Source organism: Allopusillimonas ginsengisoli, assembly GCF_004153455.1.
Classification (GTDB): domain Bacteria; phylum Pseudomonadota; class Gammaproteobacteria; order Burkholderiales; family Burkholderiaceae_B; genus Allopusillimonas; species Allopusillimonas ginsengisoli.
Window position 1 is genome coordinate 20,176 of the sequence record NZ_SDQE01000012.1, and the last position, 20,130, is coordinate 40,305.

At 58.3% G+C, this 20,130-nt stretch carries 27 protein-coding genes; 21 read left to right on the plus strand and 6 right to left on the minus strand.

The genetic code is table 11. The features are described 5' to 3' along the window. From rplX to rplQ, 17 genes are all read left to right on the plus strand, one after another. Entirely contained in the window at window positions 1–321 is a 321-nt protein-coding gene (gene rplX / locus ERE07_RS17380; RefSeq protein WP_130010321.1) for a 50S ribosomal protein L24, read from the plus strand. 12 nt (window positions 322–333) lie between these two features. After that, window positions 334–873, plus strand: a complete 540-nt coding sequence (rplE, locus tag ERE07_RS17385) for a 50S ribosomal protein L5 (RefSeq protein ID WP_130010322.1) — start codon at window positions 334–336, stop codon at window positions 871–873. A gap of 11 nt (window positions 874–884) precedes the next feature. Beyond that, the gene (gene rpsN / locus ERE07_RS17390; protein ID WP_130010323.1) at window positions 885–1,190 is read left to right on the plus strand and encodes a 30S ribosomal protein S14; all 306 of its coding nucleotides are present in this window, start codon (window positions 885–887) and stop codon (window positions 1,188–1,190) included. An 11-nt stretch (window positions 1,191–1,201) separates the two neighbouring features. Next, window positions 1,202–1,597 carry a 30S ribosomal protein S8 gene (rpsH, locus tag ERE07_RS17395; protein WP_130010324.1) on the plus strand — a complete coding sequence of 132 codons (396 nt, stop codon included), beginning with the start codon at window positions 1,202–1,204 and terminating at the stop codon, window positions 1,595–1,597. Window positions 1,598–1,607: 10 nt separating this feature from the next. Then, complete coding sequence (rplF, locus tag ERE07_RS17400; RefSeq protein ID WP_130010325.1) at window positions 1,608–2,141, plus strand: 50S ribosomal protein L6; 534 nt, start codon at window positions 1,608–1,610, stop codon at window positions 2,139–2,141. Between the two features lie 21 nt (window positions 2,142–2,162). Continuing rightward, window positions 2,163–2,528 (plus strand): 50S ribosomal protein L18, encoded by a 366-nt coding sequence (rplR, locus tag ERE07_RS17405; RefSeq protein WP_130010326.1) that lies wholly within the window; start codon window positions 2,163–2,165, stop codon window positions 2,526–2,528. Window positions 2,529–2,544: 16 nt separating this feature from the next. After that, window positions 2,545–3,066: a 30S ribosomal protein S5 gene (gene rpsE, locus ERE07_RS17410; protein WP_130010327.1), complete on the plus strand. Its 522-nt coding sequence runs from the start codon at window positions 2,545–2,547 to the stop codon at window positions 3,064–3,066. 3 nt (window positions 3,067–3,069) lie between these two features. Next, on the plus strand, window positions 3,070–3,255 hold the full coding sequence (gene rpmD, locus ERE07_RS17415; protein WP_130010328.1) for a 50S ribosomal protein L30: 186 nt from the start codon (window positions 3,070–3,072) through the stop codon (window positions 3,253–3,255). Window positions 3,256–3,266: 11 nt separating this feature from the next. Beyond that, window positions 3,267–3,707 carry a 50S ribosomal protein L15 gene (rplO, locus tag ERE07_RS17420; RefSeq protein WP_130010329.1) on the plus strand — a complete coding sequence of 147 codons (441 nt, stop codon included), beginning with the start codon at window positions 3,267–3,269 and terminating at the stop codon, window positions 3,705–3,707. A gap of 11 nt (window positions 3,708–3,718) precedes the next feature. Next, complete coding sequence (secY, locus tag ERE07_RS17425; RefSeq protein WP_130010330.1) at window positions 3,719–5,044, plus strand: preprotein translocase subunit SecY; 1,326 nt, start codon at window positions 3,719–3,721, stop codon at window positions 5,042–5,044. A 6-nt stretch (window positions 5,045–5,050) separates the two neighbouring features. Next, window positions 5,051–5,269 carry a translation initiation factor IF-1 gene (gene infA / locus ERE07_RS17430; protein WP_009523889.1) on the plus strand — a complete coding sequence of 73 codons (219 nt, stop codon included), beginning with the start codon at window positions 5,051–5,053 and terminating at the stop codon, window positions 5,267–5,269. Window positions 5,270–5,300: 31 nt separating this feature from the next. Continuing rightward, on the plus strand, window positions 5,301–5,414 hold the full coding sequence (gene rpmJ / locus ERE07_RS17435) for a 50S ribosomal protein L36 (RefSeq protein ID WP_130010331.1): 114 nt from the start codon (window positions 5,301–5,303) through the stop codon (window positions 5,412–5,414). Window positions 5,415–5,447: 33 nt separating this feature from the next. After that, window positions 5,448–5,813, plus strand: coding sequence for a 30S ribosomal protein S13 (rpsM, locus tag ERE07_RS17440; protein ID WP_130010332.1), 366 nt, complete (start codon window positions 5,448–5,450; stop codon window positions 5,811–5,813). 14 nt (window positions 5,814–5,827) lie between these two features. Next, a complete protein-coding gene (rpsK, locus tag ERE07_RS17445) occupies window positions 5,828–6,229 on the plus strand; it encodes a 30S ribosomal protein S11 (RefSeq protein WP_130010333.1) in 402 nt (133 codons plus the stop codon). 11 nt (window positions 6,230–6,240) lie between these two features. Further along, window positions 6,241–6,864: a 30S ribosomal protein S4 gene (rpsD, locus tag ERE07_RS17450; protein WP_130010334.1), complete on the plus strand. Its 624-nt coding sequence runs from the start codon at window positions 6,241–6,243 to the stop codon at window positions 6,862–6,864. 138 nt (window positions 6,865–7,002) lie between these two features. Next, window positions 7,003–7,992, plus strand: a complete 990-nt coding sequence (locus ERE07_RS17455) for a DNA-directed RNA polymerase subunit alpha (RefSeq protein WP_130010335.1) — start codon at window positions 7,003–7,005, stop codon at window positions 7,990–7,992. 145 nt (window positions 7,993–8,137) lie between these two features. Beyond that, on the plus strand, window positions 8,138–8,521 hold the full coding sequence (gene rplQ / locus ERE07_RS17460; protein ID WP_130010336.1) for a 50S ribosomal protein L17: 384 nt from the start codon (window positions 8,138–8,140) through the stop codon (window positions 8,519–8,521). Window positions 8,522–8,635: 114 nt separating this feature from the next. Here rplQ and ERE07_RS17465 read toward each other — a convergent pair whose 3' ends face one another. The 5 genes from ERE07_RS17465 to ERE07_RS17485 form a co-directional block, all read right to left on the minus strand. After that, the gene (locus ERE07_RS17465) at window positions 8,636–9,649 is read right to left on the minus strand and encodes a proline racemase family protein (protein ID WP_130010337.1); all 1,014 of its coding nucleotides are present in this window, start codon (window positions 9,647–9,649) and stop codon (window positions 8,636–8,638) included. 19 nt (window positions 9,650–9,668) lie between these two features. After that, on the minus strand, window positions 9,669–10,466 hold the full coding sequence (locus tag ERE07_RS17470) for an ABC transporter permease (protein WP_130010338.1): 798 nt from the start codon (window positions 10,464–10,466) through the stop codon (window positions 9,669–9,671). Window position 10,467: 1 nt separating this feature from the next. Beyond that, on the minus strand, window positions 10,468–11,307 hold the full coding sequence (locus ERE07_RS17475; protein WP_130010339.1) for an ABC transporter permease: 840 nt from the start codon (window positions 11,305–11,307) through the stop codon (window positions 10,468–10,470). Window position 11,308: 1 nt separating this feature from the next. Further along, window positions 11,309–12,385 (minus strand): ABC transporter ATP-binding protein, encoded by a 1,077-nt coding sequence (locus tag ERE07_RS17480; protein WP_130010340.1) that lies wholly within the window; start codon window positions 12,383–12,385, stop codon window positions 11,309–11,311. A gap of 141 nt (window positions 12,386–12,526) precedes the next feature. Further along, complete coding sequence (locus tag ERE07_RS17485; protein ID WP_130010341.1) at window positions 12,527–13,579, minus strand: ABC transporter substrate-binding protein; 1,053 nt, start codon at window positions 13,577–13,579, stop codon at window positions 12,527–12,529. A gap of 172 nt (window positions 13,580–13,751) precedes the next feature. On the opposite strand from ERE07_RS17485, the gene ERE07_RS17490 reads away from it, so the two are divergent. The 3 genes from ERE07_RS17490 (at window position 13,752) to dsbD (ending at window position 17,328) form a co-directional block, all read left to right on the plus strand. After that, complete coding sequence (locus ERE07_RS17490; RefSeq protein ID WP_130010342.1) at window positions 13,752–14,792, plus strand: GlxA family transcriptional regulator; 1,041 nt, start codon at window positions 13,752–13,754, stop codon at window positions 14,790–14,792. Between the two features lie 201 nt (window positions 14,793–14,993). Further along, window positions 14,994–15,350, plus strand: coding sequence for a divalent-cation tolerance protein CutA (gene cutA, locus ERE07_RS17495; RefSeq protein ID WP_130010440.1), 357 nt, complete (start codon window positions 14,994–14,996; stop codon window positions 15,348–15,350). Window positions 15,351–15,378: 28 nt separating this feature from the next. Further along, entirely contained in the window at window positions 15,379–17,328 is a 1,950-nt protein-coding gene (gene dsbD / locus ERE07_RS17500; RefSeq protein ID WP_130010343.1) for a protein-disulfide reductase DsbD, read from the plus strand. A gap of 69 nt (window positions 17,329–17,397) precedes the next feature. Here dsbD and ERE07_RS17505 read toward each other — a convergent pair whose 3' ends face one another. Next, entirely contained in the window at window positions 17,398–18,321 is a 924-nt protein-coding gene (locus tag ERE07_RS17505; protein WP_209021179.1) for a LysR family transcriptional regulator, read from the minus strand. Window positions 18,322–18,422: 101 nt separating this feature from the next. Here ERE07_RS17505 and ERE07_RS17510 point away from each other — a divergent pair, with 101 nt between their 5' ends. Beyond that, complete coding sequence (locus ERE07_RS17510) at window positions 18,423–20,114, plus strand: acyl-CoA dehydrogenase family protein (RefSeq protein WP_130010344.1); 1,692 nt, start codon at window positions 18,423–18,425, stop codon at window positions 20,112–20,114. The last annotated feature ends 16 nt before the right edge of the window (window positions 20,115–20,130 follow it).

Sequence of the window (20,130 nt, forward strand, 5' to 3'; positions counted from 1 at the left end):
ATGGAAAAAATCCGTAAGGGCGACGAGGTCATCATCCTGACCGGTCGCGACAAAAAGCGTCGGGGCACCGTCATTCAGCGTGTTGACGCTGACCACGTGCTGGTCGAAGGCATCAATGTCGTCAAGAAGCACGTCAAGGCCAATCCCATGGCTGGCACGCAGGGCGGCATCATCGACAAGACCATGCCTATTCACATTTCCAATGTGGCCGTCTATAACCCCGAGTCCGGCAAGGGCGAGCGGGTCGCCATCAAGGAAGTGGACGGCAACAAGGTCCGTGTATTCCGTTCCAACGGCGCAGTCGTTGGCGCCAAGGCTTAAGGGGCGAAGAACATGGCTCGTTTACAAGAGTTTTACCGCAGCAAAGTCATGGCCGACCTCCAAGCCAAGTTTGGCTACAAGAGCGTCATGCAAGTGCCACGCATCACCAAGATCACCCTGAACATGGGTGTGTCCGAAGCCGTGGCCGACAAAAAGGTCATTGAGCACGCCGTTTCCGATCTCACCAAGATCTCCGGCCAGAAGCCTGTCGTCACCAAAACGCGCAAGGCTATCGCCGGTTTCAAGATCCGCGAGAACTATCCCATCGGCTGCATGGTCACCCTGCGTGGCCAGCGCATGTACGAATTCCTGGACCGCCTGGTTTCCGTGGCGCTGCCGCGTGTACGTGACTTCCGCGGGATTTCCGGTCGTGCATTCGACGGGCGCGGCAACTACAACATCGGGGTTAAAGAGCAAATCATTTTCCCTGAAATCGAATACGACAAGATCGACGCAGTGCGTGGCATGAACATCAGCATCACCACCACCGCCGAGACCGACGAGGAAGCCAAGGCATTGCTGTCCGCCTTCAGTTTCCCGTTCCGCAACTAAGGGGCGATGACGTGGCTAAACTTTCACTCATCAATCGCGATATCAAACGCGTCAAACTGGCAGAAAAATTCGCTGCAAAGCGTGCTGCCCTGAAGGCTGTCATCGACGACCAATCCAAGTCGGACGAAGAACGCTACCAGGCTCGCCTGCAACTGCAAAAACTGCCGCGCAATGCAAACCCGACCCGCCAGCGCAATCGCTGCGTCGTGACCGGCCGTTCGCGTGGCGTTTTCAGCAAGTTCGGACTCACTCGTCACAAGCTGCGCGAAATGGCGCTGCGTGGCGAAGTGCCGGGCATGACCAAAGCTAGCTGGTAGGAGAAATACACATGAGCATGAGCGATCCCATCGCCGACATGTTGACCCGCCTGCGCAATGCGCAACAGGTCAACAAGACGTCGGTCAGCATGCCCTCCTCCAAGCTGAAGGCAGCCATTGCTGCCGTGCTGCAGGATGAAGGCTATATCGATAGTTTCCAGATTACCGGCGACCAGGCCAAGCCTGTGCTGGAAATCACCCTCAAGTACTACGCTGGCCGTCCGGTCATCGAGCGTATCGACCGCGTTTCGCGCCCCGGGCTTCGTATCTACAAGGGTAGCAAGTCCATCCCCCAGGTTATGAACGGTCTGGGTGTGGCCATCGTGTCGACGCCGCGTGGTGTCATGACTGATCGCAAGGCGCGCGCCAATGGCGTGGGCGGCGAAGTACTGTGCTACGTGGCATAAGGAGAATCATATGTCACGTATTGCTAAATATCCCGTACCGGTGCCTCAGGGTGTCGAAGCCACGATCAGTGCCGGCCAGATTTCCGTCAAGGGCCCTCTGGGTACCCTGACACAAGCGCTGACGGGCGACGTCGTCGTCCGCCAGGAAGACGGTCAGCTGTCTTTTGCTGTTGCCAACGATTCCCGCCATGCCAAAGCCATGTCGGGTACAGTGCGCGCATTGGTTGCCAATATGGTAACGGGCGTCAGCAAGGGCTTCGAGCGCAGGCTCAACCTGGTGGGCGTGGGTTTCCGCGCGCAGGTCCAGGGTGACGCGCTCAAGTTGCAGCTTGGTTTTTCGCATGACATCGTTCACAGCATGCCCGCTGGCATCAAGGTCGAGTGTCCCACTCAGACCGAGATCGTCATCAAGGGTGCCAACAAGCAGATTGTTGGCCAGGTGGCTGCTGAGATTCGTGCCTATCGCGAACCCGAACCCTACAAGGGCAAGGGCGTGCGTTACGCCGACGAACGCGTCATCATCAAAGAAACCAAGAAGAAATAAGCGCGCAGGCAAGGACGAATTATGGACAAGAAAATCTCCCGTTTGCGTCGTGCGGTTGCGACTCGCCGGAAAATCTCCGAGCTGCGTGTACATCGCCTCTCGGTTTACCGCTCCAACCAGCATATTTACGCAAACATTATCTCGCCGGAAGGCGATCGCGTGCTCGTCAGCGCTTCGACGCTCGAGCCCGAGGTGCGCAAAGAGCTGGCCGATCAAAAGGCCAGTGGCGGCAATGCTGCCGCTGCAAGCCTGGTGGGCAAACGCGTTGCCGAAAAGGCAAAAGCGGCCGGTGTTGAGCTGGTTGCCTTTGATCGTTCGGGCTTCCGTTACCATGGCCGCGTCAAGGCGCTGGCCGACGCCGCGCGTGAAGCCGGCTTGAAGTTCTAAGCAAGGGATTAGGCAAATGGCTAAAGCACAAGGCAAGCACGCCGCCGAGCAAGAGCGCGACGACGGCCTGCGAGAAAAAATGATAGCGGTCAACCGCGTCAGCAAAGTGGTCAAGGGTGGTCGCACCATGAGCTTTGCAGCGCTGACCGTGGTTGGCGATGGCGACGGCCGTATCGGCATGGGCAAGGGCAAGGCCCGCGAAGTGCCTGTTGCGGTACAAAAGGCAATGGAACAGGCCCGTCGCGGTCTGGTCAAGGTCGCTCTCAAGAACGGCACCCTGCATCACACGGTGGTTGGCAAGCACGGCGCTTCGACAGTGCTGATCTCGCCTGCCGCGGAAGGTACTGGCGTTATCGCCGGCGGCCCGATGCGCGCCATCTTCGAAGTCATGGGTGTACGTAACGTTGTTGCCAAGAGCCTCGGCTCCAGCAACCCCTACAACATGGTCCGCGCAACGCTGAATGGTCTGCGCGCCTGCTCGACGCCCTCCGAAATCGCTGCCAAGCGCGGCAAGTCGGTGGAAGAAATACTGGGGTAAACCATGGCGCAGAAGCAAATTAAAGTTACGCTCGTACGCTCTGTTATCGGCACCAAGCAGTCTCACCGCGACACCGTTCGTGGCCTGGGCCTGCGTCGCCTGAACAGCAGCCGTGTGTTGAACGATACACCCGAGGTGCGTGGGATGATCCGCAAGGTGGATTACCTCGTTACCGTCTCGGAAGCCTGAAAGGAATCGGGATGTCACAAACTCAACTCAATACGCTGAAACCGGCCGAGGGCGCCAAGCACGCTCGCCGCCGCGTTGGTCGCGGCATTGGCTCGGGCCTGGGCAAAACTGCCGGCCGCGGCCATAAAGGTCAGAAGTCCCGTACCGGCGGCTTCCACAAGGTTGGTTTCGAAGGCGGTCAAATGCCGCTGCAGCGCCGCCTGCCCAAACGTGGCTTTACGCCTCTGGGCAAGCACCTGTCCGCCGAAGTCCGCCTGTCCGATCTGGAACGCCTGCCCGTCGACGAAATCGACGTCCAGGTGCTCAAGCAGGCCGGCGTGATTGGTCAATCGGTACGCTATGCGAAAGTCATCAAGTCGGGCGAGCTGTCCCGCAAAGTGACGCTCAACGGTATTGCTGCGACCGCAGGCGCTCGCGCCGCGATCGAAGCTGCCGGTGGCTCGCTGGCTTAAAAGGGGTTACGGTGGCTAAAGCTCAGGCTCAGGGAAAATCGGGTCCACGATACGGCGATCTAAAGCGCCGCATCGTTTTCCTGATCCTCGCCCTCGTGGTCTACCGGCTGGGCACGCATATCCCGGTGCCGGGCATCAACCCTGATGCCCTGGCCGACATGTTCCGCCAGAACCAGAGCGGTATTCTGGGCCTGTTCAACATGTTCTCGGGCGGCGCACTGGAGCGTTTTTCCGTATTTGCGCTGGGCATCATGCCCTACATCTCGGCGTCCATTATCATGCAGTTGATGGCGGTCGTGGTGCCTACCCTGGAAGCCATCAAGAAAGAAGGCGAATCCGGGCGGCGCAAGATCACGCAGTACACGCGCTACGGCACGGTGTTCCTGGCGCTGATACAGGCGGTGGGCATTTCGGTTGCACTGGAATCCCAACCGGGGCTGGTCATTGATCTGGGCATGATGTTCCGCTTTACCACCGTCGTGACGCTGGTAACCGGCACCATGTTCATCATGTGGCTGGGCGAGCAGATTACCGAACGTGGCTTGGGCAATGGTATTTCCATCCTGATCTTCGCGGGTATCGTTGCTGGATTGCCGAGCGCGCTGGCCGGAATGCTGGACCTGGTTCGCACCGACTCCATGTCGATACTGTCGGCCCTGTTCATCTTTGCCTTGGTTGTGGCGGTTACGTACTTCGTGGTGTTTGTCGAGCGTGGCCAGCGTCGGGTAACGGTCAATTATGCCAAGCGCCAGGTGGGCAACAAGATCTACGGCGGCCAGAGCTCGCATCTGCCGCTCAAGCTGAACATGTCCGGGGTTATCCCGCCCATCTTCGCCTCGTCGATCATTCTGTTGCCGGCTACGATAACCAGTTGGTTTTCCAGCAATCCGAACATGCGTTGGCTGGGCGATATGGCCGCTGCGTTGTCGCCCGGGCAGCCCCTGTACATCACGCTGTATGCAGCACTGATCATCTTCTTTTGCTTTTTCTACACGGCCCTGGTGTTCAACAGCCGCGAAACAGCAGACAACCTGAAGAAGAGCGGCGCGTTCGTTCCGGGCATTCGCCCAGGCGAACAAACCTCGCGCTATATCGACAAGATACTCATGCGATTAACCCTGGCCGGCGCCCTCTATATTACGGTGGTCTGCCTGTTGCCAGAGTTGATGCAGGCGCGGTGGAACGTACCGTTCTACTTTGGTGGAACTTCTCTTTTGATTATCGTGGTGGTGACCATGGATTTCATGGCTCAAGCCCAGGCTTACATGATGTCTCACCAATACGACTCACTGCTCAAGAAGGCTAACTTCAAGGGCGCTGGGCTGCCAATGCGGTAGAAGAGAATGGCAAAAGACGACGTCATACAAATGCAGGGAGAGGTTCTCGAGAACCTGCCTAACGCAACTTTTCGCGTCAAGCTGGAAAACGGCCATGTAGTGCTAGGCCACATATCGGGCAAGATGCGCATGCATTACATCCGGATCCTGCCGGGTGACAAGGTTACAGTGGAGCTCACGCCCTATGACCTGTCGCGTGCCAGGATAGTATTCCGCTCTAAATGAGCGACCGGTTACAGGAAACTAGGAGTCAACCATGAAGGTAATGGCATCGGTAAAGCGGATCTGCCGCTACTGCAAGATCATTAAACGTCACGGCGTGGTGCGCGTAATATGCACCGATCCACGTCATAAGCAGCGCCAAGGCTAAGGCCGGGCGCAACGGATTTAACAAGGAAAAGTCATGGCCCGTATTGCTGGCATTAACATTCCGCCGCATCAACACGCCGAAATCGGACTGACCGCGATTTTTGGCATTGGTCGTACCCGCGCTCGCAAGATTTGCGAATCCGCAGGCATCGAGCTTTCCAAGAAAGTCAAGGATTTGACCGACGCCGAGCTCGAGCGCATTCGCGAACATGTAGGTGTGTTCACGGTCGAGGGTGATTTGCGTCGTGAAGTACAACTGTCGATCAAGCGGTTGATCGATCTGGGAACGTACCGGGGTCTGCGCCATAAACGCGGCCTGCCCGTGCGCGGTCAACGCACACGTACCAACGCCCGCACCCGCAAGGGCCCGCGTCGCGCTGCTGCTTCCCTGAAGAAATAATCGAGGATTAGAAGATGGCGAAAGCTTCCAACAGCGGCGCTTCGCGCGTTCGCAAGAAAATCAAGAAGAGCGTATCGGACGGCATTGCGCACGTTCATGCGTCCTTCAACAACACGATCATTACGATTACCGATCGCCAGGGCAATGCCTTGTCCTGGGCAACGTCTGGTGGCGCCGGCTTCAAGGGCTCGCGCAAATCCACGCCGTTCGCAGCGCAGGTCGCCGCTGAATCCGCAGGCCGCGTCGCGATGGAATACGGCATCAAAACACTCGAAGTTCGCATCAAGGGCCCCGGTCCCGGCCGCGAGTCGTCGGTGCGTGCTCTGAATGCGCTGGGTATCAAGATTTCCAGCATTTCGGACATCACGCCGGTTCCGCATAACGGCTGCCGTCCGCCCAAGCGTCGTCGCATCTAAGGGGAAGCATCTTGGCACGTTATATTGGACCTAAATGCAAGCTCTCGCGTCGCGAGGGTACTGATCTGTTTCTGAAGAGCGCCCGCCGTTCGCTGGATTCGAAGTGCAAGCTCGAATCCAAGCCCGGCCAGCATGGCCGCACTTCGGGCGCTCGCACGTCGGATTTCGGCCTGCAGCTGCGCGAGAAGCAAAAACTCAAACGCATGTACGGCGTTCTGGAAAAGCAGTTCCGCAAGTATTTTGTTGAAGCTGAGCGTCGCCGTGGCAACACCGGCGAGACCCTGATTCAACTGCTGGAATCGCGTCTGGACAACGTCGTATACCGCATGGGCTTTGGCTCCACCCGCGCTGAGGCACGTCAGCTGGTGAACCACCGCGCCATCGAACTGAACGGCCACACCGCCGACATCGCATCCATGCTGGTCAAGGCTGGCGATGTGATTTCGATTCGCGAAAAAGCCAAATCGCAACTTCGTATCCGCGAAGCGCTGGACCTGGCCACCGGCCAAGGCCTGCCCCAGTGGGTAGAAGTCGACACCAGCAAGCTGAGTGGCACCTTCAAGCAAGTGCCCGACCGCGCTGACGTCGCTCGCGATATCAACGAGTCGATGGTCGTCGAATTGTATTCGCGCTAATTGGCACCGTTTTACCCGCCGGGTGCGCTATCGCGCATCCGGCGGCTTTCGCTGTGCTTTTGTCCTCCCGGCAGCCAATGCCGGACTTCCATCAGCCTTATCGGTGTAACGAGCCGAGGGTATTGAAAAGGAATATTCATGTCTCAAGGTTTTCTCAAGCCTCGCTCCATTGAAGTCGAACCCGCTGGCAAGAACCACGCCAAGGTCGTCATGGAGCCTTTCGAACGCGGCTACGGCCACACACTGGGCAATGCCCTGCGTCGTATTCTTCTGTCGTCCATGACCGGCTATGCGCCCACCGAAGTCCAGATGACGGGCGTGGTGCACGAGTACTCAACGGTGGCTGGCGTGCGCGAAGACGTGGTCGACATTCTCTTGAACCTGAAGGGCGTGGTGTTCAAACTGCACAACCGCGAGGAAGTCACGCTGGTGCTGCGCAAGCAGGGCCAGGGCGTGGTACTGGCCAGCGATATCGAACTGCCGCACGACGTCGAGATCATCAATCCTGATCATGTCATCGCCACGCTGACCGACGCCGGCAAGCTCGAAATGCAGATCAAGGTTGAACAGGGCCGTGGCTATGTGCCGGGCAATGTGCGCGCGCTGTCGGACGACCGCACCCACACCATCGGCCGCATTGTGCTGGATGCTTCCTACAGCCCCGTGCGCCGCGTCAGCTACGCTGTCGAAAGCGCTCGTGTGGAGCAGCGTACCGACCTCGACAAGCTGGTGCTGGATATCGAAACCAATGGCGTGATTTCGCCCGAAGAAGCGGTTCGCCAGTCGGCCCGCATCCTGATGGACCAGATCTCCGTCTTTGCCGCGCTCGAAGGTGCCGATAACTCCTTCGATTCTCAGCCTGCCAGCGGCCGCCAACAACAGATCGATCCGGTGCTGCTGCGTCCTGTGGACGACCTCGAACTGACCGTACGTTCGGCCAACTGCCTCAAGGCCGAAAACATTTACTACATTGGCGACCTGATCCAGCGCACCGAAAACGAGCTGCTCAAGACGCCGAACCTGGGGCGCAAGTCGCTCAACGAAATCAAGGAAGTCTTGGCTGCACGCGGCCTGACCTTGGGTATGAAGCTCGAGAACTGGCCTCCTCTGGGTCTCGAACGCCCCTGATAACAAGCTGCCGGCCTCCTGCGCTCAGCAGGCAGCCGGCCAGCCTGTGCTAAAATCCCGACCCTCACCTGGCCCGCAGCATTGCTGATAGAAGAGCCGGCTTACCGCGGAAACATTCCGCTTTATAGATTCAAAGGAAAACATCATGCGTCACCGCAGCGGTCTACGTAAACTCAATCGCACCAGCAGCCACCGTCTTGCCATGTTCCGCAACATGGCCGTCTCGCTGCTTACCCACGAAGCCATCAAAACCACTTTGCCCAAGGCCAAGGAACTGCGCCGCGTCGTAGAGCCTCTGATCACGCTCGGCAAGGAACCCACGCTGGCCAACAAGCGCCTGGCGTTCGCCCGTCTGCGCGACCGCGATGCCGTGGTCAAGCTGTTCGCCGAAATCGGCCCCCGCTACAAAGAGCGCAACGGCGGTTATACCCGTGTGCTCAAGATGGGTTTCCGTCAAGGCGACAACGCTCCCATGGCATTCATGGAACTGGTCGACCGCCCCGAAGTCGAAGAGCAAGACGCCGAGTAATCGGTGATGCAGCCAGGGCAAGACCCTGGCGCAGCGAAAAACGGACCTGCGGGTCCGTTTTTGTTTTCTTGCAGCCTAAGATTATGCTGCCGCTTGCCACACGCGGACAGCGGTTTATCGCACCATGAAACCAGCCCCTACCGGATCATTGCGATCAATCACCCAGCGCGCGGTGCCTAGAATACTGGCGGTGCCTTTGACGGTCGGGCGTACCCCCCGTTTGCCGTTCAGGTCGACTTCACCCAACAGGCAGCCTTCAAACGTACCCGTACCAAGCAGCCCCTCGGATTTAATCGGTTGATTCAGCCCAAGTTCGCCACGTGCTTCGAACATCGCCATCATTGCGCTGGTACCGGTCCCGCCTGGAGACCGATCCAGTTGCCCGGCACTGAATACATGTACGTTCTTGTACATGGCACCCGACAAGGTGGGGTCATGCCAAAAGGTGACAAAGTTCAAGTCAGTAATATGCTTTTGGGTCGGGTGTTGGATTTTGTACTGCGCATTGATTTGCTCGCGTGCAATCAGACCCATTCTGATCAGCTCGCTGCCGTTGTCGGGTGCGATGCGTAAAGAGGTTTTCGATAAATCCATAATGCCAAAGTAGTTGCCGCCCCAGACAATATCCGCCTTTACGTCGCCGTAGCCGGGCAAGGAAACCGGCAAATCCTGTACTTCAACATAGGCTGGCACGTTTTCGAACTTGGTTGTAAGTACCGTATCGCCGTCGGATTCGACTTCGGCAACCACCAGCCCGGCAGTTGTCTCGAATCGAATAGTGGTTTTGCCATTGGGATTGCGTTGCACAATGCCAAGGGCAACCATCGCCATGGCCACCGCAATGGTGCCATGGCCACACATATGAGAATAGGTCTGACCATCGATGTAAATCAGCCCTGCATCGAACTCGGGGCTGGAGGGCGGCGTCAGAAATACGCCGAACATGTCGTTGTGTCCCCGGGGTTCGCGCATCAATGCTTTGCGTACCCAGTCGTAGTTGTCCGCAAGGAACTGTCGCTTTTCAAGTACGGTTGTATTAAGTGGGTACGGAATGCCACTGTGAATAATGCACAAAGGCTCCCCTTCGGTATGGGTATAGATGACATCAAAGACATCCTGTTGTTTCATGCTAGATTCTCCTGCGGTTTTAATCGCTTTGTTGCTTGTCCGAGAACACGTCGAGGCCGACAACAAGGTCCAGGACGATAATGACAAAGATGGAAATGAAGATGGTGATGGCGGATACGGCCGCAATCGATGGATCCACTGAGTACTGTACGTAGTTGAAAAGCTGTACGGGAATGGTGTTCAGTACGGCTGTTGTGTTGAACATGGACAGCTCCACGTTGATCCACGAAGTGATAAAGCCGAAGATGGCACCCGAAATAAGGCCCGGTTTCATCAAGGGGAGTGTGACCAGGCGGAATGTCGTCCAAGGCGTTGCCCCGAGGTCGGCGGACGCGCGCTCCAGCTCAATGTGGTCACGTGTCAGCAGCCCGGACAATGACTTGAGCACGAACGGCGTCACGATGAGCAGATGCCCTACCAGCAGGGCGGCGAATGTCTGGGAAAAGCCCAGGTAGCCGGTAAACTGCAGCAAAGCGGAGCCCAGCACCAAATACGGAAGCACCATGGGCGCTGACAATACCGACGCCAATAGGGCTTTTCCTGGAAAGTCATACCGGGCAATGGCCAAGGCGCTTGGGATAGCCAATACGATGGCGAGCGCCGTGGCACAAAAGGCTAACAGCGTGCTGAGCGCGAAAGAGTTGATGTAGGTCGCGTCTGCCAACACGGCGGCATACCATTTGAAGGTCCAGCCTTCGGGAGGGAACCGCAGGTACGATGTATCTGTAAGCGATGCGCCGATGATGACACCGAGTGGCGTCATCAGGAACAGTATTGACGCAAGCGCAATGATACGAATAACGATACGCGTCGCCATATCAGCGCTCTCCCCTGACGCGGCCTAAGTGGTTTGCAATGCCGACGAGCGTAAGCGTGAGTGCCAGCAGGACAATGCTGAGTGCACCGCCATAGTTGAAATTGAATACTGTGCTGTACTGTTGATAGATGAGCATGGACAACACCGTGACTTTTCCGCCCGACAGCAGCGCTGGCGTGACATAAGCACTCACTGCCAGCGCAAAGACCATGATGGCGCCCGAGGCGACGCCTGGCAGGGATAATGGAAGCGTTACATGAAAGAACGTTTGCCCTGATGTCGCACCCAGATCCTGTGAGGCGCGCTCCAGCGATTTATCCATTCTTGACAACGCCGTGCCTATGGATAACACCGCGAAAGGCAGCAATATATACACCAGGCCAATCAATATGCCGAGCTCAGTACCGATGAAGCGTACGGGCCGTTCGATCAGGCCAAGGCTGCGCAGGATGTCGTTAACCATGCCTGTGCGTCCCAGCATCACCATCCACCCGAAGGAACGTACGATGTTGCTCGTGAACAGCGGCAGAATAAGGATGATGATGCAAAGGCGTCGCCAGGCGCTGGAGCGTACGATGCGAACCAGATACCAGGCCAAGGGGTAGGCCAATAGCAGGCAAATCGCAGTGGTCGATAACCCCAGGCGGAACGTGGTCAGAATCACCTCCCAGTGGTAACCGTCTGCGAGGATGCTTATGTAGTTGATCAGGCTGGGCTGCGCCGAGCTTTTATCCAGCAAGCTGGACACCAGCACCACGCCGAGCGGCACCAGAAAGAAAACAGAAAAAAACAGCAGCGGCAGCGCTATCAGTTTTAAGATAGTAGAGGCGTTGCGTGGCATTTCACGCTCCGACTAAATGGATGTACTGCATGGGCAATCCCAGGTAGACGGTGTCGCCACGTTTCAGAGCCAAGTCATTGGCACCCAAACGGCGGGCTTCTATGCGCGTGTCGTTCAGGTTCAGATACACGGTGGTATAGCTGCCGATACTGATCAAATCCACCACCGTCGCCGTCAGCGCTTCATGTTGTTCGGATAAGCGAGTGCGGGACAGCGAGATGTCTTCAGGCCGTACCATCGCGACAACGCTATTCGTTGCGGTTGCGCCGTCAGGCTGGGCCTGATGATTCAGTTTTCCGGCTGGCAAGCCGCAGCATTGCAACCGCCATAGGTGACCGTCGCGTTCGCACTCAAGCAGATTGGCGTCACCGATAAAGTCCGCCACAAAGCGTGTGGAGGGTTTCTTGTAGATCTCGTCACCCGTTCCTATTTGTTCGATGACGCCTTGATTCATCACCACGATACGATCCGCCATGGCCATGGCTTCTTCTTGGTCGTGAGTCACAAACACGAATGAGATGGCCAGCTTTTCCTGCAAAGCCTTCAGTTCAAGCTGCATGCGTTTACGCAACTTCAAATCCAGGGCGGACAAGGGTTCGTCCAACAGCAAAAGCTTTGGGCGGTTCACGATGGCTCTGGCCAGCGCGACGCGTTGGCGCTGCCCTCCAGACATCTGAGCTGGATAGCGATCCGCCAGATGATCCAGCCCGACCATTTCCAGCGACTCATGGGCGCGTGCGCGCGCTTCTGTCTTGCGTGCGCCGCTGCGTAGTGGGCCGTAGGCCACGTTGTCGAGCACGGTCATATGAGGAAACAGGGCGTAGCTCTGGAATACGGTGTTCAGGGTGCGTTTGTGAGGCGGCAGATGCGTAACGTTCTGACCTTCGATGAAAACGCTGCCAATGTCAGGCTGAAGAAATCCGGCCAGCGTCGCAAGAAGCGTTGTCTTACCGCAGCCGCTGGGGCCAAGCAGCGCCACGAATTCCCCATGACCAACCTCCAGGCTGACGTCCTTCAGAGCCTTGAATTTGCGTTGGAAGGTTTTGGAAACGTTCTGGACGGAGAGTAAGGCAGCCATATCGTGGAGTATTCCGTTGGAGCGATTGCAGGTGTTCGTAAGGGGCGCAGGTCGGGCAACGACGCAATCCTCGGCTGAGGGGCCGCCAGCCTTGGCGCGGGCGGCTTTTACCGAGTTATGCGTTCATGCGCCGCGAAGGTGTCACTGTCGAGCGACCTGGCGGTTCCAGGCGTCGGTAATGGCGCTGCGCTGGGTGTTGATTTCTCCCCAATCCAGCAGGTTCAGGCTGGAAATATCGCCATCTTTGCCCCAAGGCATTTTCTCGGCAACCTGATCATCAACCTGCACGCCCTGGACTGCGGGACCAAGATAAAGCGTGTGAGCCAGGCACTGGGACGATTCGGGCGTGGCAGCCTGATTGATGAATTTTTCCGCGTTGGCCTGAGCCGGGGAGCCTTTGACAAGATGCACGCGTGCATCGGTGGCCCATACGCCTTCTTTGGGAACCGCAAATCCAATGGGAAGCCCTTTGTCTGCGAGGCTCCATGCGGCAACATTAAAGTGCGCGCCAATGATGGCTTCGCCTGATTGGAATGAATTGCTGGCGGCGCCGGAACTGTCAAAATAGGACGAAACGTCTAGCTTGGCCAGCTTTTGATAGACGGGGTCCAGATTGCTCAAAGGCGTATCCCATATTGACGCAAGAAATACGATAAACGGGATGCCGGAAGAATTGGCAGGTGAAGGTACAGTGACCGCTCCTGCATAGTCATCGTTCCAAAGTGCTTCCCATGACGTGGGTGGTTCGGGGATTTCTTTTTTGTTGTAGGCGATGCCAAGAGAGTAGTAGCCAGCGCTGGCTGCAAAGGTTTCGCCGGCGGCATTCTTATATACCGCGGATTGCTGGAGCTGGTTGAGATTGGGTATGGCGCTGTCGTCCAGTGGGCGCAGTAGTCCATCAGCCTCGGCCAGTTCACTAATACCGCCATCCAGAAAGGCAACGTCGATGACGGGATTGTTCTGTTGCTGGCGCAGTTTTGCGATGGTGGTGTTCGACGTGCCTATTTCAGGTACGACCTTGATACCGGTTGCCTTGGTAAAGGGATCGGCAATACACGTTTGAAAAGCGTCGCCCCAGCTCCCGCCATACCAGGCCACGCGAATTTCATCGGCCGAGGCCAGAGCGGGAAGCAATGCCACGATCGTGGCAGCCAGCGTGAGTTTGGGGGCAATCCCGAAAGATATTCTAGTCATATATGTGTCTCCATAAGCGCCTGCGGGCGCCGATCATGCCGTTGAGTTTGTACTCTTCACAGACTGATACATGTACTCGCTGTTGCAGTGTTCATATTGCAAGGAATAAGCATGAAGAAATTGAATATTTAAGACAAAAAACAGTATAGTTACGACATCAAAGAGGTTTGTGATGCAAACAAAGGAACACCACAACAGGTCGGCAGACGTTGCCACCCAGTCTTTGGGATTGCCTGGCCATTCGACGACTGCGCTCAGCCCGTTACGGGTCGGGGTCGTGCTGCTCGACGAATTCACGCTGACGGCCTTTGCCGGCTTTCTGGACGTGTTGCGCCTGGCCTCGGACTACGGCGGGCAAAGCCGGCAGATTCTGATCAGCTGGACGGTCATGAGCGTGGATGGTGAAACTAGGCGTTCGAGCGCGGGCACATTGCACAGCGAGCTGGCTGATCTCCAGGATGTGCTCGATTTTGATTACATCGCGGTTTGTGGCGGAAACAGCTACACCAACACCAATTACTCAACCAAGCTGTCTCGGTGGCTGGTTCGCGCGCACGAAGCCGGCGTCACCTTGCTGGGTATTTGCACGGGCACATTTGCCATTGCCTATGCTGGCCTGGTGGGCCAGCATGCCGTGTGTGTGCACTGGAACGTCATCAGTACTTTTCAGCAGCTGTTTCCTACTATCAAGTGCAAGGTCGATTATCTGTTCATTGATGCAGGCCGCCTGATCACTTGTGCCGGGTCTACGGCTGCCATTGATCTGGCGCTGCACTTGCTGACGCGTCATTATGGGCGTGACAAGGCGCAGCAAGCGCTGCGCCATATGATGCTTTACTCAATCCGCCCGGCGCGCCTGCCGCAGGCGCACTTCTATATAGACCTGGACAACGTGGCAGACCCGCGTGTACACAAGGCTGTTTATTACATCGAGCAGCGTATAGACGATCTGCCCGCGGTCAGCGATATTGCCGCGCATGTGGGGGTCGGCAGGCGGCAACTGGAGCGAATTTTCAAATCGGCCTTGAACATGACGCCGGCGGCCGTACATCGCATGCTGCGCTTGCAGTATGGAAAATGGCGGGTAACGAACACACCGGACGCCATCACCGACATCGCCGTCAGTTGCGGGTTCTCGGACAGCTCGCACTTCTCCCGAGAGTTCAAGGCGCTTTTCGGCAAGACACCCCGTGCCTTCAGACGCGCGGCATAACTACAGCAGCGGCCGCGGAGCGAATCCTGTTTATAGGTACAATGCTTGTGAGCAAGCCATACCTCAGGATCTGATCCCGTGAACGAAGATTCTCCCTCCGCCTCCGGCCAGCACGAACAGCCAGCGAGGGACGCCTCCGTCTCTTCTGCGCACCCCCTGTCGGGGGCGGCAACGGCTGCATCTTTCCCGGCGGGGGCTGCGTTGCAGTCCTGCGATGATGTTGTGATCATTCTTGGCAATGCCCCCGATCTCTTGCTGGCCAAGCGCATTGCGCATGTGCTGGTCGAAGAACATTACGCAGCCTGCGTGAACCTTGGCGCGCCCGGCGTGTCCATGTACATGTGGGAAGGCCGGCTCGAGGGGGCGGAAGAAATCCCCATTGTCATGAAAACCAGCGCTGCGCGGGCCTGTGCGCTGGTAGAACGATTCAGGCAGCTTCATCCCTACGAGGTGCCCGAGGTCCTGGTATTGCCTGTTTGCGGCGGTAGCCCGGATTACCTGGCTTGGGTACGCGAGCAGACGGGTGCAGCGCATCCACCGGGCCGGCACGAAACATGAAGCAGATCGCTATACAAAGGATGTAAAGATGTTCCATACAGCGTTATCCGGGGTGGTGCGCGGGGTCAAGACGCTGCTGCTACTGCTGCTGGTGTTGGCCGCGGGCTGGATGCAGGCTGCTGGCGCTGCGCTCTCCGAAGACGATTTTCTCGACCCTGCACAGGCTTTTGTGTTCTCGGCTGCCACGCAGACGCCAGACGAGCTGTCGGTTCACTTTGCCATCGCGCCCGGATACTACATGTATCGGACGCGATTCGAATTTGCGGCGGATCCTGATTCCGCCGCAACCGCAATGGGAACACCGGTGTTTCCGGATGGCATCGTCAAATATGATCCGACCTTCGAGGAAGACCTGGAGGTCTATCACGATCAGATAACGGTTCGCTTGCCGCTTCAGGCCGGGGTGGATCAGCCTTTCAAGCTTGCCATCACCAGCCAGGGGTGTGCCGACGCCGGTTTATGCTATCCCCCGGATACGCGCGAGATTACGCTGGCGCCGGTTGCGGGGGGCTATCAGGCCAGCGGCGCGGGGGTGGTAGACAGCGTGCCCGCGCCGGCCCCGCAGAAGCAGCTTGCGTCAGGCGCTGCATCCACAGCGCAGCCCAGCCTGTCAGGCGCGCTCGATCTTGGCGATACGGGGCTGGCAGCCTATCTGGGTGATGCCGGGTGGGTGCAGATCATTCTGCTGTGCCTGTTGCTGGGGCTGTTGCTCTCTTTTACGCCGTGTGTCCTGCCCATGGTGCCTATTCTGCTGGCGATTCTGGCGGGTACCGCAGGGTCTGACAAAAAGGTATCGCGCTGGCGCGGCGTATCGCTGGCAGCTGTCTTTGTGCTGGGTATGTCGCTGGTATATACCGCGCTGGGGGTCGCGGCAGGCCTGGTGGGCGCCGGGCTGGCCGCATGGCTGCAGACACCTTGGGTACTCGCGCTGTTCGCGGTTTTGCTGGCGCTGCTAGCGTTGGCCATGTTTGATGTCTTTACGCTGCAGGCACCGACAGGAATGCAGAGCGCGCTCAATGAGCGGATGTCCAGGATTCCTGGCGGCCATTATGGCGGCGCGTTTGTCATGGGGATGCTTTCCGCGCTGATTGTGGGCCCCTGCGTGGCTGCTCCGTTGGCAGGCGTGTTGCTGTTCATTTCCCAGACCGGCGACGTGGTGCTGGGCGGTTCGGCCCTGTTCGCCCTGGCCTGGGGCGAAGGGCTGCTGCTGCTGGCGGTGGGTGCCTCTTCCGGGATGTTGCTGCCCAAGGCGGGCGCGTGGATGGAAGGCATCAAGCGGCTGTTTGGCATTCTGTTGCTGGCGACCGCATGGTGGATGGTGCAGTCGATATTGCCGACCTGGCTCACCATGCTGGGCTGGGCGTTGCTGGCGGTCTGGGGCGCCGTGATGCTCGGAGCCTTTGACAGTGTGGCAGAGGACAGCAAGGTTTGGGCGTACTTCCGCAAGGCGTTGGGGCTGCTGCTGGCCTTGTGGGCGTTGATGCTGGTGGTGGGCCTGGCGGCGGGCGGGCGAGACGTCCTGAGGCCGCTGGCGCCGCTTGTGGCGCAGTCATCGGGAATGCGGACGGCCGGAGCGGGCACCGGGGTGGACAACGCCACGTTGTCGCAGGCGGTTAAGTCGCGATTCACGCAGGTGCGCAACGTAGGGGAACTTGACAGCCTGCTGGCCAGCACGGATCGGCCTGTCATGCTGGATTTCTACGCCGACTGGTGCGTGTCGTGCATAGAGATGGAACGTTTTACCTTCAGCGACCCGGCTGTGGCACAGCAGATGTCCCAAATGCTGTTGGTCCAGGCTGATGTCACCAAGAACACGCAGGAAGACCGGGCATTGCTCAAACGCTTCAAGCTGTTCGGCCCGCCGGGCATTATTTTCTTTGACGCGCAAGGTCGGCAACTGGATGATCCGCGCGTCATCGGATTCAAGAATGCCACCGAATTCGGCAAGTCGCTCGGAAAAGTCCTGGCTGCCCGATAGGCCTGAGCCGCACTCGGCGTCCCGCATCCTTTGGACTTTCTGGGCAGTGGGCTGCGCCCGCCTGCCCTGCTATGGGGAGGCGGGCACGCTGGCATCCGCAGGCGCCTGCCTGGCATAGGCCTTTCGTATCAAGGCAACATGATTGTCTTTGATGCGTGACGAAGGCGTGGCTGACCAGATCAGGCTGGTGACGGATTTTTGCCGATGCCGAAATGACAGAAAACGAATGCCTGACATGCCGCTGCGCGACAGGCAGGCAGGTACCAGCGATACGCCCATGTTCTGCGAGACCAGAGAGGTAACGCTGAGCCAATGTCGCGACTCGTACTTGACCTTGGGCAGGAAGCCGGCGTCCAGGCACATGGCCAGCAGGGTTTCGTAATACACCGGCGAAAAGGCGCGTGAAAAAAAGATAAAGTCCTCGTCGGCGAGTTCAGCCAGCTTGACGCGCTGTTTGCCGGCCAGGCGATGTGCGCGCGGAACGCAGAGGGAAAAGGGCTCTACGGACAGTTCCGCGCACTGGACGTCATCGGGTACGGGATTGGCATGGATGAAGCCGATATCGATGCCGCCCCGCGCCACCAGTTCTATCTGTTCCGCGGAGTTCAGTTCCAGCAGGGCATGTTCCACCGCAGGATAGCTGGCCTGACACTGCTTGAGGACATCAGGCAGGCCTCGATACAGCATGGAACCCACAAAACCAATCTTGATCTGCCCTTGCAGGCCTGCGTCGATGCGGGAAATCAGGCCATGCAGGTCTGCACTGCGGCGCAAGAGAAATACGGCTTCTTTGTACAGCGCACGACCGGCGGGCGTGAGCGTGACCTGACGGCTGTTGCGCAGCAGCAGTTGCGCATTCAGGGCTTCTTCCAGTTGCTTGATCGCATAGCTGAGCGGTGGCTGCGAGATATGCAGCCGGATGGCCGCCCGGCTGAAGCTGAGTTCCTCGGCAACCGCCACAAAATAGCGCAACAGACGGGAGTCAATATCCATGGCATTGTCTATACTTTGTGTATATAGATGATGACGAAAACAGTATTTGTTTGAATGTATGGTGCGCCCTAACATGACTTAAATCAAGTCAGGTGAGCGCCATGAACACAACCCGTCAGCATCTCCCGTCCAATATCCCAGACGCCTTCGGCATCAATCTGTTTGAGTCGGACCCGTATGCAAGGGCCATGCTCCAGGCGTACCTGCCCTCTGATCTGTATGCGCATCTGCTGCCGCACTTTGTCGAGTTGGGCGGGCTGGCTGGCAGCACGCTGGATGAGCTGGCGCGTGTGGCGGACCAGCATCCACCTGCGCTGTCGGTACGCAATCGCACCGGCGAGGACGAGTCTCGTGTGGACAAGCACCCCGCCTATGTGGAACTCGAGCGCATGGCATACAGCAAATATGGTCTGGCGGCGATGTCGCATCGCCCGGGTGTGCTGGGCTGGAATGCACCCATGCCGCCCATCGCAAAGTACGCGCTGACTTATCTGTTTGTGCAGGCCGAGTTCGGGCTGTGCTGCCCCGTCAGCATGACGGATTCGCTGGCGCGCACCTTGAGAAAATTCGGTGATCCTGCATTGGTTGAGAAGGTGCTCCCGCAGGTGACGGCCCTGGATTTTGATGCGCTGCGCCAGGGTGCCATGTTCATGACCGAGCAGGCAGCGGGATCGGATGTGAGCGCGACCGAGGTGCAGGCGGTGGCGCAGCCGAATGGGGAATGGAAGCTGTACGGAGACAAATGGTTCTGCTCCAATCCGGACGCCGGTTTTGCGATGGTGCTGGCGCGCAGCGAAGACAAGCCTGGGCTGGCCGGCGTATCACTGTTTCTGCTGCCTCGTACCTTGCCGGATGGGGCTTTGAACCATTACCGGATTCTTCGTCTCAAGGACAAGCTGGGCACCCGCTCCATGGCCAGTGGCGAGATACGTCTTGAGGGTGCCGATGCCTGGCTGGTTGGCGAGCGGGGCCGCGGCTTTCAGCAAATGGCCGATATGGTGAACAACTCGCGGCTGTCCAATGGCATGAGGGCGGCTGGCCTGATGCGGCGCGCCGTCAGCGAAGCCGTGTTTGTGGCGCGCAACCGGCGCGCGTTTGGCCAGCGGCTGGTGGATATGCCGTTAATGCAGCGCCAGTTGATGAAAATGGTGGTTGCCGCCGAACAGGCGCGTTCCGTGATGTTTCAGACGGCGGTCGCCTTGGCGCAGGCCGATCAGGGTGACGCGCAGTCAAAAACGCTGGCACGCATCCTGACGCCGCTGATCAAGTTCCGCGCCTGCCGTGATGCGAGAAAAGTGACCGGAGACGCCATGGAGGTCAGAGGCGGCTGCGGCTATATCGAGGAATGGGTTGAGCCGCGCTTGATGCGCGATGCCCACTTGGGATCGATCTGGGAAGGCACCAGCAACATTGTGGCGCTCGATGTATTGCGGGCGATACGCAAGAACGATTGCCTGACGGCGCTGCGTGCCAGGGTGATGGAACTGCTGGCAGATGGCGTGCCGTGTCCGGATGCGCTGGCAGTCTTGCAGCAGGAAAGCATCGAAAAGGCCTTTGCGCTGGCGCAGGGCGCCGCCGCCTCGGAAAATTCACCGCTCGCGCGTCAGGCCGCGTCGGCACTCTATCACGTTGTATCCCTGGCGGCGATGCGCCAGGAGGCCCGTCAGCCGGGCCTGGCATCACGCAGCCACCTGGCTGATCTCGTACTGTTGCACAAACTGGCGCCACGCGATCCTTGCGCAGCGCTGACTCATTCCGTTGACTATGGCGCGCTGCTTGAGGCCGCGGCTTGATCGCTGGCAGTCGTCA